We start from the raw sequence: 14,616 nt of genomic DNA, 5'->3' as shown, positions 1-14,616 counted from the left end.
ATACCCGGCGCCCGACTCAGGTCCCGGTCAGCTCCGCCAGCAGTTCCTCGCGCAATTTCTGCAACCGCGGGGCGTTGCGTTCCCGCGGGTGCGGCAGGTCGACCCGCACCTCGTGGCGGATGCGGCCGGGGCGGGGTTCCATGACGATCACCCGGTCGCCCAGGTAGAGCGCTTCCTCGACGTCGTGGGTGACCATGATCATGGTGCTGCGCTGCTGGGTCCAGATGCGTTGCAGCTCGCCTTGCAGGCGCACCCGGGTCAGGGCGTCGAGGGCGCCGAAGGGTTCGTCCAGCAGCAGCACCTTGGGTTGGGTGATCAACGCGCGGGCGATCGCCGCGCGCTGCGCCATGCCGCCGGACAACTGGTGCGGATAAGCCTGCTCGAAACCGCTCAGGCCCACCAGCGCGAGGTGCTCGGCGACCCGCTCGGCCTTCTCCCGTGGGGCCAGGCGCTGGTTCTTCAGGGCCAGGGCGACGTTCTGCGCAACCGTCTTCCAGGGAAACAGGCGGTGATCCTGGAAGACGATGCCGCAGTCGAGGCGGGTGCCGCGCACCGGCTCGCCGTCCAGCAGGATCTGCCCGTCGTACTCGCGCTCCAGGCCGACGATCAGCCGCAGCAGCGAGGATTTGCCACAGCCGCTGGTGCCGACGATGCTGACGAACTCCCCCGGCAGGACCTGCAGGTCGATGTCCTGCAGGACCGGCAGCGGCTTGCCGTCGATCCGGTAGGCCTTGTTCAGACCATTGATGGCCAGGGCGCCGGGCTGCTGCAGCTCGGCGCGCACCGGCGGCGGGTTGAGGATGGCGGTCATCGCGGTTACCTAGGGTCGTGGCGCGCGCCAGCGCAACAGGCGCCGGCTCACGCGGGAAAACAACTGGTTCATGGCATAGCCGAGCAGGCCCACGCAGAGCACGCCGATCACCACCACCTCCATGCGCGAGCCGGTCTCGGCGTTCATCATCAGGTTGCCCAGGCCCATGCCGGTGGCGAGGAACAGCTCGCAGCCCACCGAGCTGACCCAGGCGAAGGCCAGTGCGTGCAGCACCCCGGTGGCCAGGCTGGGCAGGGCGCCGGGCAAGTGCACGTGGAGGAATTGCTGCAACGGATTCAGCCGGTAGAGGCGGCCCACCTCGCGGTAGCGTTGCTCGACGTGGCTGAAGCCCTCGAACGCGTTGAGCGCCATCGGGTAGAACGCCGCCAGGGTGACGATCAGCACCTTGGTGAACTCGCCGCTGCCGAACCACAACGCGAGCAGCGGGATCAGGCCGAGGATCGGTACCTGGCGCAGGGCGTGGTAGAGCGGGCCGAGGGCGCGTTCGGCGAGGGGCGAGAAAGCCATCAGCGCGCCGAAGGCAAAGCCGCCGAGCACCCCGCCGAGCAGCCCCAGGCAGGTGCGTTGCAGGCTGGCGGCCGCGCTCAGCCAGAGTTCGCCGCTGGCCAGCAGCTCCAGCAGGCCGCTGCCGATGCGCGCCAGCGGGACGAAGGCATAGGCCTGGCTGGCGCCCTGGCGCGAGGCCAGTTCCCAGGCGCCGATCAGCAGCAGCGGCAGGAGCAGCCCGCGCATCGGCCGGAGAACACCGCGCAGGCCGCTCATAGGTCGCTCTTCCAACGGAACAGCCGCCGTTCCAGCAGGCGGAAACCGTAGTCGAGGGTGAAGCCCACCAGCCCGGTGACCACCACGCCGACCATCACCACGTCGATGCGCATCATTTGCCGGCTCATTTCGATCATCTGCCCGAGGCCGCTGTCGGCGGCCAGCAGTTCGGCGGCCACCAGCACCATCCAGGCGCGGCTGAGGCTGATGCGCAGGCCGGTGACGATGGGCGGCGCGGCGGCGGGAAAGGCGACGTCGCGCACCAGGCTGGACAGCGGCAGGCGATAGACCTCGGCCACCTCGAAGTAGCGCCGCGGGATGCCTTTCACCCCCTCGCTGGCGGCCAGGGCCACCGGGAAGAACGCGGCCTTGGCGACGATCAGCACCTTGAAGGTTTCCTCGACGCCGAAGAACAGGATGAACATCGGGATCAGGGCGATGGAGGGGATCTGCCGCAGCACCTGGAACAGCGGCGCGCAGTAGGCCTCGACGGTCTTCGACAGGGCCAGGGCGATGCCGAACGGCAGCCCGCCGAGGACCCCGAGGGAAAAGCCCAGGGCCAGGCGTGACAGGCTGTTGCCCAGGTGCTCGCGCAGTTCGCCGCTGCCGAGCAGTTCGAGAAAGGTCCGGTAGACCTCCAGGGGTGGCACCAGCAGTTGGCTCGGGAAGCCGCCGAACGCGGCGAGCAGGGCCCAGGCGACGAGCAGCGCCAGGGGCGAGGCGAAGCCGCTCAGGCGGGAAAGGACGACCGGCATGCTCAGGGCTCCAGGGCGACGAGGGGAGGGGGCCGGCGCAGCCGGTACCAACCGCAGGCGAGGACGCCTAGCGACAGTACGGGAATCCAGGCGAGGAACAGGTTCTCCAGCCCCACCAGCTGGCTGATGGTGCCGCCCAGCAGCGCGCCGCAGAGCCCGCCCAGCATGCCGGCGAGGTTGAACAGCCCGGACAGCTTGCTCTTGTCTTCCGGGTGCTCGCCGAGCTGGGCCATGTTGACCAGGTGCGCCAGGGCCGCGGCGGTGCTCAGCAGTACGCCGCCCGCCGCCAGCCAGCCGTAGTCGTGGGCACGGCCGAGCAGGCCCAGGCCCAGCAGCGCGGTGATCAGGCTGGCGAGGTAGGCGAGGCGTCGCCCGCAACGCTCCACCAAGTGGCCGAGGCCGAACAGGCCGAGCACCGCGGCGAGTCCCTGGATCATCACCAGGCTTACCGCCTGGGCCTGGGACAGACCGGCGACCTCCAGGGCGAGCAACACGATGAAGGTGCCGAACAGCGCGCCGGTGGCGTTGGACAGCAGCTCGATGAGGCAGCTCTCGGCGACCTCGGCATGGGCCAGCATGGCCCGCACCTGGGCGAACGGATCGCCGGCGCCGACCGCGCCGACCGAGGCGTCTTCCTCGCGGTTCCAGAAGCCCAGGCCGTAGAAGGCCATCAGGCCGAAGCACAGGCCGATGGCCACGAACGCCACGCCGAAACCCAGGCTGCCGCCCAGGGCGTTGCCCAGCCAGGGGCCGAGCAGGCCCATGCCCAGGGTCAGCGCGCCGCGGTACCAGCCGGCCTTGTCGTTGCCGATGCGCGGCAACTGGCGCAGGAAGGCGCTGTTCATCGCGACGATGCGAAAGGGAATGCACAGGCCGATCAACAGGCGCGCCGCGGCCAGCCACGCCCAGCCGCCGAACAGCGGGATCGCCAGGTTCAGCAGCAGCGGCCCGAGGCTGGCGAGGCAGTACACCCGGCGAGCGCCATAGCGGGCGATGACGAAGCCGGCCGGCAGGGTCAGCAGGACCATGCCGAGGGACTCCATGGCCGCGATTACCCCCAGTTGCCAGGGGTCGGCACCGATCTCGATGGCGTACAGGGTGGTGACGATCTTGGCCATGCCGATGGTCGCGCCGCTGAACGTCGCCAGCAGCAGGAAGCCGGCCAGGAACGCCGCGGGCCTAGACGGCGACATCGACCGTCTCCAGCAGGTGCTCCAGCGGCGCCGGGTCGATCCAGTGGCGCACGTCGAAGCCATGGGGGATGAAGTCCCAGCGTTCGAGGAAGTCGGTGAGGTCTTGCAAGGCGCCGATCGAGCGCTCGGCCAGGTTGGTCTGCAGGCGCAGGTGGGCGTCCTCGCCGTAGGCGTTGGCCACCCAGTACTCGCTGGTGTTCAGCTCGCGGGCGAGGAAGCGACGGGTTTCCTCGGGGTGCGCCCAGGCCCATTGCTCGGCGCGCAGCACGCTGTCGAGGATCAGCACCGCGGCATCGAAATGGGCGTCGAGCAGGTGCCGGTCCACGGTCAGGGTGCGCGGCGTGCCGATGTTGGCGCGGATCAACGGGTCCGGGTGCGAGCCCACGTCCACCAGCACCCGCAGGCCGAACTCGTCGGTCAGGTGCAGGCCGTGGGCGCCCTTGAGGAAGATCGCATCGACCTCGCCGCGCAGCAGGCCGATCAATTCGTTGTTGCGCCGCCGGCTGCGATGGCCGCCGAGGCTGATCTGGGCGCCGTGCACGTGGCGAACCGGGTCGTCGCTGTAGGTGCCGCCGTAGGGGTAGTCGACCCATTCCACCTCGTCGACCTCCAGCCCCTCCAGCCGCAGGGCGTTCTCCAGGCCGCGCAACGCCTGGGCGCGGGCGAAGTCGATCTGCACGTTGGCCCACCTGGGCACGCCGAAGCGGCGGTTGCGCAGGTCGCGGATGTCGCGCAACGGGCTGTCGGCGGTGGTCACGATCAACTGCACCTCATCGGCCCAGGACAGACCGATGACCCGCGTCTCGCAGCCGCTGGCGCGGGCCCAGATGGCCGGGATGTTGCCGCCGTGGCGGACGGAGTTGCGCAGGTGGTGATCGAAATGGGCCTCGCGCACCTCGCGGTCGGAGGATTCGCGCAAGGCCTGGATGCGCGTGCCGCGGGCCTGGAAGACCTGCGCCAGGCGGCCGGATTCGACGGCGATGCCGAGCCCGGTGGGGACCGGGCTGTGGGTGTACCAGAGGGTATCGAGTGACGTGCTCATGACGGTCGGGTTTCCAGCGGGCGAGTGACGGTCGTAGCCGAGGAATGCCCTCCGCCGCCGGGCGGAGGGCGGGGTGTCAACTGGCGCGCCGCGCCGTACCCTGGCGCAGGCTTTCCAGGGGGCGCGGGTCGATCCAGTCGCGCACGGCGAAGGTTCGTGGCAGGAAGCGCCAGCGATGCAGGAAGTCGGTGAAGTCCTGCAGGGCGGCGATGGCCTGTTCGTCCAGCTCGGTGCGCAGGCGCAGGTGGGCGTCCTCGCCGTAGGCCTGGGTCACCCAGAACTCGCTGCTGTTGGTTTCCCGCGCCAGGTAGCGGCGTGTCTCGTCGGGGTGGGCCCAGGCCCATTCCTCGGCGCGCGATACCGCGCCGAGGATGCCCACGGCGGCGGCGTAGTGACGTTCCAGCAGGTTGAGGTCGACGGTCAGGGTCCGCGGCGTGCCGTTGTTGGAACGCACCAGCGGGTCCGGGTGGGCGCCGGTGTCGATGACCCTGTGCAGGCCGAACTGCTGGGCCAGTTGCACGGCGTGGGCGCCCTTGAGGAAGATCGCGTCCACTTCGCCGCGCAGCAGGCCGACCAGTTCCGGGTTCTGCCCGCGGCGGCGGCCGGCGAACGCGCCGAGGCCGTTGCGCGACGGCGCCCGCTCGTCGCTGAAGGTGCCGTCCAGGCGATAGTCGATCCGCTCCACGTCGGCCACTTCCAGGCCTTCCAGGCGCAGGGCGTTTTCCAGGCCGCGCAGGGCCTGGGCGCGGGTGAAGTCGATCTGCGCCTCGCTCCAGTCGGGCAGGCCGAAGGTGCGCCCCTTGAGGTCCTTGACGCCGCGGATGCCGCTGTCGGGCAGGGTCAGGATGAGCTGCGCCTCGTCGGCCCAGGACAGCCCGATCAGGCGTGTCTCGCGGCCGCTGGCGCGGGCCCAGAGGGCGGGGATGCTGCCGCCGTGGCGGACCGAGTTCTGCAAACTGTGATCGAAGTGCGACTCGCGCACCGCCTGGTCGTCCGCTTCGCGCAGCGAGCGAATGGCGGTGCCCTGGACGGCCAGGGCATCTTCCAGCCAGCCTTTCTGCACGGCGATGCCGAGGCCGGTGGGCACCGGGCAGCGGGTGTACCAGAGGGTATCGAGGGGTTGACTCATGGGGCGGCTCCTTGGCGTCGGGTCAGGCACTGGCTTTCAGCGTGGCGGGCGGGGTGGCGCGCTGGGCCGGGTGGCCGTGCACCAGGGGCAGGACCTCCTGGCCGATGCGCAGGGCTTCTTCGAGGTGCGGGTTGCCGGCCAGGATGAAGGTGGAGAAGCCGGCGTCGCGGTACTCGGCCAGGCGTTCGGCGACGTTCTCGTGGCTGCCCACCAGGCCCACCGTGGGGCCGGGCTTGGCCTTGCCGAAACCGGCCCAGAGGTTCGGCCCGATGATCAGGTCGTCGAAGCGCTCGGCGTTCTGGTGGTAGGCGTTCTGCCGCGCCGCGCCGACCGAGTCGGAGCCGCTGGCGAAGTGCTTGATGAAGGCGCTGGTCTTGGCGTCGATGCGCTCGTACTGGCGGCGCAGTTCGCTCCAGGCGGCGTCCTCGGTCTCCCGGGCGAACAGGTCGATGCGGATGCCGAAGCGCACTTCGCGGCCTTGCTTGGCGGCCAGCTCGCGCACGCGCTCGATGTGCGGCTTGAGCTTGTCCACCGGCTCGGCCCAATTGAGGTAGACGTCGGCGTGGCGGGCGGCGACCTCCAGGGCGGCATCGGAGAAGCCGGAGAAATAGACGCCGGGCTTGCGCTCCCGCTTCAGGGCGAGGGGCAGCGAGCCGTTCTCCAACTGATAGATGTCACCCTGGTAGCTGAAGTGTTCGTTGTTCCACAGGCCGTCGATGATGTCGAGGAACTCGCCGGTGCGCCGGTAGCGCTTGTCGTGCTCGAGGAAGTCGCCGTTGGCGCGCTGGCTGGCGGGGTTGCCGCCGGTGATGATGTTCCACTCCAGGCGGCCGTGGCTGAGGTGCTGGAGGATCGCCGCCTGCTGGGCGGCGTAGGCCGGCAGCGTCCAGGTGGCCTGGAAAGCGATCAGGAACTTGATCCGGCGGGTCTCCCGGGCCAGGGCCGCGGCGGCGATCCAGGGCTCCGGCCCGGTGGGCAGCAGGGCGCCCTCGAAGCCCGCGAGCTCCGCGGCCTTGGCCACCTGGGCGATGTAGTCGATGTAGGTGAAGCCGTCCGGTTCGCCATCGGGCAGGCGCCCGGGGGCGATGTGACCGGGACGCTGCAGGTGGCTGCCGCGGTTGTTCTTGTCCGATGCCAGATAGGGACCATCGCTACCCAGCGGCAGACGCCAGAAAAATTCGGTGCTCATGGTAGTGCTCCAGTGGCTGCGTCGAGAAAAGGCCTACAACGGTTGTACGCAGGTTGCGCAGCAGGAGAGCAAGGGCTGTGCCGGAAGCCCGCGAGCCAGGCGGCACGGGGCCTGCGGCGGATTGGCGGGGGTCGCGGCCGGCCGCTCTGCTGGCGCAGCAGCACGCACCCAGCAGCGGCTGCTGAGGTCGCAGCAGGAACGGCGGCGAACGCCCGGACGGTGTCGGTTTCATTAAGTAAGTGACTGATTCGTATGGGAAAGCGGGGCTGGCATAAGTCCTGCTCGGCAACCCGGGCCCGTGCCCCGCGCGAGGCGTTCGACATCCAGACAGGAGCGCACCATGACCGCCAGCCTTTCCCCGCAATCGCTCGACCATCTCGACCAGGCCAGGCGTGACTTCGCCAAGGCCTTCCGGGTGCTCAAGGAAACCGGCACCCTCACCGCGACCAACACCTTCCAGGTGTACGCGCGCATCCCCGACACCGACCTGGTGCTGGCGCTGCACGCCCCGAGCCCCTGGGCGGACGACCCGTCGATCCGTGCGGTGGTCGCCAGCTACGCCGGCGAGGTGGTATTGGACGAAACCACCGAGGGCGCCTCGCCGCTGAGCGGCCGCAAGGCCGGCGGCAACGGCCAACGCTATGCGGCGATCTTCCGGCAGCGCCCGGAGGTCAACATCGTCAGCCACGTCCACACGCCCTACCTCGGCGGCTGGGCCAGCGCCCACCGGGTATTGCCGATCCGCTACGCGGCCTCCCAGCGGGTGACCCTGGCGCGGGAACTGCCCATCTACATCGACCGGCGTCAGCCGGAGCAGGACTTCATCGTCGAGCGCATCCAGGAGAACCCGCATACCCCGGCGATTCTCGAGGCCAATGGCGGCGCCACCTTCTGGGGCGAGAGCATCCTGCAGGTCGGGCGGCTGATCCTGCTGATCGAGGAAGGCGCCTACTTCCAGGCGCTGGCCGAGCCGTTCGGCGGTTCCAAGGAATTCGGCCCGGGCGTGCTGGAGCAGCAATGGAAGATGACCGGCCTGTGGGCGGAAGGGCAGAAGCTGCTGGACGCCGCGGCCTGAGCCGCAACCCGGCATGCAAAAGAAAAAAGCCCTCTCAGGAGGGCTTTTCCGTTTCCAGGCTAGCTGGCCGTCGCGGGCGGGACCCGGCTCGCCGGGCGCAGGCCCAGGGGCACCAGGAACAGCGGCAGCAGGCTGGCGACCACCAGCACGCAGAGGAAGGGCACGCGCGAGGGCAGGCTGAACAGCGGGAACAGCAGCACCGGGCCGAGGAACATCGACAGGTACAGCGCCTGCTCGGCGATACCGCCGGCGCCCATCACGTCGCCTTCGCGGCTCATCTTCGGGATGCTGGTGAAGACCCAGGCGACCACGAAGCTGCCGAAGAAACCCTGGGCGATCTTGGCCAGGATGGCGGTGGTGGACGGGATGCCGGGGAGGAACACCAGCACTTCGAGGGCCACCCCGAGCAGGGCGCCGCCCACCACCGCCAGCGGGCCGACCCGCCGCAGGTTCAGCACGAAGCCGGCGAACAGCCCGGCCAGCACGCTGCTCAGGATGCCCAGGGTGGAGATCAGGCCGATGGTGGCCGGCGCCACCCCCAGGTGGTGGATGAAATAGTCCGGGGTGATGGTCACCAGGCCCAGGGCCACGGTCAGCGGCGCGCCCACCGCCAGGGCCAGGCGCAGCACCGAGGGGTCGCCGTACAGGCGCAGCGCCTGCCCCAGGGGTTTGCGTTCGCGGCGGTTCGCCAAGTTGTGCGCCGGCAGCAACGGCGTCGCCAACAGCAGGAGCAGCAGCACCAGGGCATGGCCGCTGAAGGCCAGCCGCCATTCGCCGTGCTGGCCGCCCACGTAAGGCGCCACCGCGAAGATGGCGATGGCGCCGCCCAGCGGCGAGGCCACCGACCAGAAGGCCAGGGCGGTGGTGCGGCGCCCGCCCTCGGTGGTGTGCATCAGCAGCGCCAGGGCCGCCAGTACCACGCTGATATAGCCGGCGCCTTCGACGACGCGCAGGGCCAGCAGCCATTCGAAGGCTTCGCTGCGGCTGGCCAGGTAGCTGCAGGCGGCGGCCAGCAGCAGCCCGGCGACGATGGCCGTGCGCTCGCCGACCCGGGCGACGCCCCAGTTGACCAGGGGCGAGGCCAGGGCCGCGACGATCGCCACCGCCGAGACCACCCAACTGGCGTGGGCCGGGGAGACCGAGAACGCCTGGGCGATATCGGCCACCAACAGGATGGTCTTGCCATGACAGGCCGCGATGACCACGGCGAAGGTAAGGATGAGCAGAGTCGAGGGCCAGCTTCCGGTACGCATGGGGGGATCTCGTCGGGAGAAAGGACGCGCGGCTCAGCGCCGCGCGATGTTCAGGACCTGCAATTCGCTGAAGGCGTCGTAGCCGCGCTGGCCGCCCTCGTAGCCGAGGCCGCTCCACTTATGCCCGCCCTTGGGCGCGCCGGGCTGGATGTGCAGGTGCTGGTTGACCCAGGCCAGGCCGGCGTCCAGGCGCGCCGCCAGGGCTTCGCCGCGAAGGCGGTCGGCGGTCCAGACCGAGGCGCCGAGGCCGTAGGGGCTGGCGTTGGCCTGGGCGATGGCGTCTTCCACGTCGCGGAAGGGAATCACCGGCAGCACCGGGCCGAACTGTTCCTCGTCCACCAGCGCGACCCCGGCGCCGATGCCGCTGACCAGGGTCGGCGGGTAGAACAGGCCGGGCCCTTCCAGGCGCCGGCCGCCGCTGTGGATGCGCGCGCCCTGGCGGCGGGCGTCTGCCACCAGCGCCTCGACCCGCTCCAGTTGCTGGCGGTTGCTCAGCGGGCCCAGCTCGGTCTGCGGGTCCAGCCCGTGGCCGAGGCGGGTGCGCTCGGCGCGGGCCACCAGGGCGGCCAGCAGCGGCTCGAACAGGCGCTCGTGGACGTACAGGCGCTTGATGGCGAAGCACACCTGGCCACTGTTCCAGAACGCGCCCCAGAACAGCGGCTCGGCGATGGCCGCGACGTCGGCGTCCTCCAGCACCAGGGCGGCGTCGTTGCCGCCCAGTTCCAGGGTCAGCCGCTTGAGGTCGTCGGCGGCGCCGGCGTACAGGCGCTTGCCGGTGGCGACGCTGCCGGTGAAGGTGATGTGGCGCACCGCCGGCTGGCGCGCCAGGTGCTCGCCCACCGCGCCATCGCCGGCGACCAGGTTGAGCACCCCGGCGGGGAACAGGTCGCGCAGCAGGCTGGCCAGCAGCAGGGTGGACAGCGGCGTGTGCTCCGACGGCTTGGCCACCAGGGTGTTGCCGGCGTGCAGCGCCGGCGCCAGCTTCAGCACCAGCAGGATCAGCGGGACGTTCCACGGGGTGATGGCCGCCACCACCCCCAGGGGCCGGCGGACGAGGCGCACCAGACGCTCGTCGTCGTCCTGGAGAATGGTGTCGGCGGGGAATTCCAGGCTGGCGTAGTGATCCAGGGTGGCCGCCACCCCGGCGATTTCCTGGCGGGTGGCGTGCAGCGGCCGGCCCTGCTCGCGGGTCACCAATTCGGCCAGCGCCGCGGCGTGCTCACGTACGCGCGTCGCCGCGGCGGCCAGGCTCAGGCGGCGCGCCTCGGGCGCCCGGGCCCAGGCCGGCAGCGCGCGGGCCGCGGCGGCCACCGCCTGCTCCACCTGGTCCAGGCTGGCGCGGGCGGCCTGGCCCACCGGCTCGCCGCTGGCGGGGTCGAATACGTCGTCGTAGACAGCCGCTGGGTGCAGCTGGCCGTTGATCAGCAGGTCGTGGCGGGACATGGCAAGGCTCCTCAGGCGCCGGCGCGGATGGCATCGGCGAGTTTCTCGGCGAGCATCAGGGTCGGCAGGTTGGTATTGGCGGTGGGGATCACCGGCATGATCGAGGCATCCACCACCCGCAGGCCCTGGACGCCGTATACCCGGCCGGCGCTGTCCACCACCGCCAGGGGGTCGTCGGCGCGGCCCATGCGGCAACTGCCGCTGGGGTGCCAGACGCCGCCCACCTGGCCGCGCAAGTAGCGCTCCAGGGCCGTGTCGTCGGCCAGCAGCTCGGCCAGCGCCGGGCCGCCGGGTTGCGGCACGGCGAAGGGTGTCAGGTGCAGGCGCAGGTCGTAGCGCGCCAGGCTCGGGTGCCGGAACAGCCGCTGGAAGGTTTGCAGGGCGACCCGCAGGCGTTGCAGGTCGCGGGGGTCGGAGAGCAGGTTGAAATCCACCTGGGGCGGGCTCGCCGGGTCGCGGTCGCGCAGGTGCAGGTGGCCATGGGAACTGGGCTTGTTGATCCACACCAGGGCGTGGGCGACGTTGCGCTGGGCGTCGGCGCCGATGGCCAGGTAGAGGTCCGACGGCACCGTCGGGTCCACCCCGGAGGACAGGCGGATGCCCAACTGGTGGGAGGTGCCGGGGCGCAGCAGGCGCGCGTCGGCGCGGGCGGCGTCGCCCAGCGGGGCCAGGGTGCCGATGGAACTGTGCTCCCAGAGGTTGCGGCCGACGCCGGGGCGATCGGCGACCACCTCGATGCCCAGGTCGCGCAGGTGCGCGGCGGGCCCGATGCCGCTGCGCAGCAGCAGCGCCGGGGAGTGCAGGGCGCCGGCGGCGAGCAGCACTTCGCTGGCCCGCACCCGCACGCGCTGGCCGTCGCGCAGCAGCTCCACCCCCTGGATGCGCGAGCCGTCACGCAGCAGCGCCAGCACCTGGCTGTCGGTCCAGAGGCTCAGGTTGGGCCGGGCGCGCACCCGTTCGTCCAGGTAGCCACGGGCGCTGGACACCCGTTGGCCGTTCTCCAGGTTCACCGCCGGCGCGAAGTAGCCGTCCTCGAACACGCCGTTCTGGTCGCCGATGTCGTCCAGGCCTTCGGCCGCCAGCGCCTCGATCACCGCGCGGGTGAACGGGGTGCGGTCGGCGGGCGATATCCGGCTGATGGGGATCGGCCCCTCCTGGCCATGTAGCGCGTTGTCGTAGTCGGTGTCGCGCTCCAGCGTGCGGAAGTAAGGCAGTACCTCGGCCCAGGACCAACCCTCGGCGCCCAGGGCCGCCCACTGGTCGTAGTCCCGGGGCAGGCCACGGTTGGCCACCAGGACGTTGACGCTGGAGCCGCCCCCCAGCACCCGCGCCTGTTCGAGGAAGTTCAGCGGGCGCGGCGTATCCCCGGCCTGCGCGCCGTGGCGGACCGTCAGATCCGGCCAGAAGTAGCGCTCGCGCATTTCCAGGCGCAGACGGAAGGGATTGAGGCCATCGAGGATCTCCGCCGGGGTGGCGCCGGGTGGCGTGTCCGCCCCGGCCTCGATCAGCAGGACGCGCCGCTCCGGGTCGGCGGACAGCCGGTTGGCCAGCACGCAGCCGGCGCTGCCGCCGCCGACGATGAGGTAATCGTACGCAGTAGACATGGAGCCTCCGGGCCGGGGCGCGAGGCTCCGGCGTGGTGGGGGAACGGGCTAGAACTCGACGGCGATGCCGGCTACCAGGGAGCGCGGTGCCCCCCGGTGGTACTTGGGCGCGCTGTAGAACTCGCCGTCGTCCGGGGTGGCGGAGACCGCGCCGGAATTCACCCCGGCCAGGTAGTGCTTGTCGAAGAGGTTGTTCAGGTTGAGGGTCAGGGTGGTCCGCTTCAGCGCCGGGCTCAGGCCCTTCAGGCGGTAGCCCAGGTTGGCGTCGAAGACCGTGTAGCCGCCGATGCGCTCGTCGTTGGCCAGGTCGCCATAGAAGGCGCCGGTGTGGCGGCCCAGCAGGTTGGCGTAGAAGGTCTGGTCGTCGTAGCCGACGCCGGCGCTGAGCAGATGCCGGGGCGCGTCGTAGAGCTGCTTGCCGGAGGTGTCCAGGGTTACCCCGGCGGCGCTGTAGTCGTCGTCCTGGGTGGAGCGCAGGTAGGTCCAGGAACCGAAGTAGGTGAAGTGGCCCGGCAGCAGACCGTTGACCGCCAGTTCCAGGCCGCGGGTGATGACGTCGCCGGCGTTGAAGTAGGAGGTCACCCCGGTGACCTGTTCGAAGGCCGCCTGGCGGTCCTTGAAGCGGTCGTAGAACAGCGCCGCGCTGAGCAGCAGCCCGTCGGTGGCGTAGCGCCAGCCGAGTTCCTGGTTCCAGGTCAGCTCCGGCTTCTGCTTGGCGCTGCCGTCGCGGCGGCCGTAGACCGAGGCCACCGCCGGCACGCGGATGTTCGAAGTGGTGTTGTAGTAGAGCTGCTGGCGCCGGTCGAGCTGGTAGCTCAGGCTCAGGCTGGGCAGGAAGCGCTGGTAGTCGACGCTGTCGGCGAAGCCGCTCAGGCGGTCGCCGCCCTTGAGTTCGGTGTGTTGCCAGGCCAGGCCGCCGATGAGGCTGAGGTCGGGGGAAATGTCCCAGGTGTCCTGGGCCCAGAGCTTCTGGGTGGTGATCTCGTTCTTCTGGTCGGTGAAGTACACCGGGTTGCCCCGGGCATCGCGCAGCGGGTGGCTGCCGTCGAGGCTGGCCGGCTTGCCGTTGCCCTTGATCGGGATGACCGCCATCCGGTTGTCGGCATGGGTGTAGTCGGTCCACAGGCCGAATTGCAGCGTGTGGGCCTCGTTGAGGGTGAGGTCGAGGCTGTTGCTGGAGCCGATCCGGTATTGGGTGGGGTAGACGCTCAGGGCGCCGGTCACCATGGGATCGAGGCGGTCGCCGTCGCCATTGAGATCGCTGCCGGTGTTCGGTTCGGAGACCGGCACCACGGCCACCGCCGCGGTGCCGTCGGTGACCCGGACGAAATAGGGGTCGACCTTCAGTTGGAGGTTGTCGCCAAGGTTGAACAGGCCGTTCAGCGCATAGGTCTGGATCTTGAAGTCGGCCCGGGACGCCGCGGCGCTCTCGCCCGGGATGCTGCGGTCGGCGACGCCGTTGGTGCCGCCCCGGGTGGGGAAGACGGCTTCGGGGTAGCCGCTGTCGTAGTCGCTGGCGCGGTATTCGGCGAGGGTCGGGTGCTTGTAGCTGTTGGAGCGCATCAGGAAGCTGGAGAAGATCGCGTTGATCCGGTTGCGGTTGCCCCATTCGTATTGCAGGTTGCCCTCGTAGCGGTTGGAGGACAGCTCGCCGTCGCTGTCGTCCCACAGCTCGCCGGTGGTGCGCGAGGCGGAGAACCAGGCGGAGAGGCCGTCGTACTCGCCGGTGTTGACCCGGGCGAAGGTGCGCAGCAGGTCGTCGCTGCCGACGTTCTGCTTGAGCAGGGCGCCGGCCTCGCGGGTCGGCGCCAGGCTGCGGATCTGCACGCTGCCGCCGCTGGCGGTGAGGGTCGGCGCGTTGATCGACGAGGAGCCGTACAGCACCGCGACCGACTCGTAGTTCTCCGGGTCGCCCATGAAGTCGGCGTGGGGCGTGAGGAACTGCGGGTCGTTCAGCGGCACGCCGTCGCGGGTGAAGCCCAGCTGGTCCTGGGAGAAACCGCGGATGTTCAGCGTGCCTTCGGTGATGCCGCTGCTGTCGCCGCCGCTGGCATGCACGCCGGGCAGGTATTTCAGGGCGCCGGTCACGGCGCTGTCCAGGCCGACGAATTTCTCCAGTTGCGTCTTGGTCAGCGTGCCCTTGGAAGCCGGCGCGGATTCCTGGCGGGCATCGCCCACACGGGCGCTGTCGCTCGATTGCCCCTGGACCACGACGGTATCCAGGGTGGGCGTCGATGCCGCTGACTCTTTTGCCTCGGCCAGGGCAACTTCCGGTTGGATGAACAATGAACTCGAGAGTGCGACGGCTAAGTGGATTCCACTCACTTCGAAACGATGTT

General features: G+C 70.3%; 12 protein-coding genes. 1 reads left to right on the top strand and 11 read right to left on the bottom strand.

Features of this window, described 5'->3' with window-relative positions; all coding sequences use genetic code 11:
• Positions 1-16: 16 nt before the first annotated feature.
• The 7 genes from OGL92_RS12400 to OGL92_RS12370 form a co-directional block, all read right to left on the bottom strand.
• Positions 17-811 carry an ABC transporter ATP-binding protein gene (locus tag OGL92_RS12400; RefSeq protein ID WP_263143922.1) on the bottom strand — a complete coding sequence of 265 codons (795 nt, stop codon included), beginning with the start codon at positions 809-811 and terminating at the stop codon, positions 17-19.
• 9 nt (positions 812-820) lie between these two features.
• A complete protein-coding gene (locus OGL92_RS12395) occupies positions 821-1,594 on the bottom strand; it encodes an ABC transporter permease (RefSeq protein WP_263143921.1) in 774 nt (257 codons plus the stop codon).
• Positions 1,591-2,349 carry an ABC transporter permease gene (locus OGL92_RS12390; protein ID WP_263143920.1) on the bottom strand — a complete coding sequence of 253 codons (759 nt, stop codon included), beginning with the start codon at positions 2,347-2,349 and terminating at the stop codon, positions 1,591-1,593. The genes OGL92_RS12395 and OGL92_RS12390 overlap by 4 nt, the downstream gene beginning before the upstream one ends.
• Positions 2,350-2,351: 2 nt before the next feature.
• The gene (locus OGL92_RS12385; protein WP_263143919.1) at positions 2,352-3,542 is read right to left on the bottom strand and encodes an MFS transporter; all 1,191 of its coding nucleotides are present in this window, start codon (positions 3,540-3,542) and stop codon (positions 2,352-2,354) included.
• Entirely contained in the window at positions 3,529-4,584 is a 1,056-nt protein-coding gene (locus OGL92_RS12380; protein ID WP_263143918.1) for an ABC transporter substrate-binding protein, read from the bottom strand. The genes OGL92_RS12385 and OGL92_RS12380 overlap by 14 nt, the downstream gene beginning before the upstream one ends.
• A 76-nt stretch (positions 4,585-4,660) precedes the next feature.
• Positions 4,661-5,713: an ABC transporter substrate-binding protein gene (locus OGL92_RS12375; RefSeq protein ID WP_263143917.1), complete on the bottom strand. Its 1,053-nt coding sequence runs from the start codon at positions 5,711-5,713 to the stop codon at positions 4,661-4,663.
• Positions 5,714-5,735: 22 nt separating this feature from the next.
• On the bottom strand, positions 5,736-6,902 hold the full coding sequence (locus OGL92_RS12370; protein ID WP_263143916.1) for an LLM class flavin-dependent oxidoreductase: 1,167 nt from the start codon (positions 6,900-6,902) through the stop codon (positions 5,736-5,738).
• 340 nt (positions 6,903-7,242) lie between these two features.
• Between OGL92_RS12370 and OGL92_RS12365 the strand changes: the two genes are divergently transcribed.
• Entirely contained in the window at positions 7,243-7,977 is a 735-nt protein-coding gene (locus tag OGL92_RS12365) for a class II aldolase/adducin family protein (protein ID WP_263143915.1), read from the top strand.
• A gap of 59 nt (positions 7,978-8,036) precedes the next feature.
• Here OGL92_RS12365 and OGL92_RS12360 read toward each other — a convergent pair whose 3' ends face one another.
• Genes OGL92_RS12360 through OGL92_RS12345 form a run of 4 tightly spaced genes read right to left on the bottom strand, consistent with a single transcriptional unit; the run spans position 8,037 to position 14,563 of the window.
• Complete coding sequence (locus OGL92_RS12360; protein WP_263143914.1) at positions 8,037-9,230, bottom strand: MFS transporter; 1,194 nt, start codon at positions 9,228-9,230, stop codon at positions 8,037-8,039.
• A 33-nt stretch (positions 9,231-9,263) separates the two neighbouring features.
• On the bottom strand, positions 9,264-10,673 hold the full coding sequence (locus OGL92_RS12355; RefSeq protein WP_263143913.1) for an aldehyde dehydrogenase family protein: 1,410 nt from the start codon (positions 10,671-10,673) through the stop codon (positions 9,264-9,266).
• An 11-nt stretch (positions 10,674-10,684) separates the two neighbouring features.
• A complete protein-coding gene (locus OGL92_RS12350) occupies positions 10,685-12,277 on the bottom strand; it encodes a GMC oxidoreductase (protein WP_263143912.1) in 1,593 nt (530 codons plus the stop codon).
• Positions 12,278-12,325: 48 nt separating this feature from the next.
• Complete coding sequence (locus OGL92_RS12345) at positions 12,326-14,563, bottom strand: TonB-dependent receptor (protein WP_263143911.1); 2,238 nt, start codon at positions 14,561-14,563, stop codon at positions 12,326-12,328.
• Positions 14,564-14,616 lie beyond the last annotated feature (53 nt).

Origin of the sequence: Pseudomonas sp. RIT-PI-AD, from assembly GCF_025642785.1 — a bacterium.
In the GTDB taxonomy this organism is placed as follows: Bacteria; Pseudomonadota; Gammaproteobacteria; order Pseudomonadales; family Pseudomonadaceae; genus Pseudomonas_T.
Note: the sequence above shows the minus strand (reverse complement) of the source record. Positions and strands in the feature narration are given on the sequence as shown.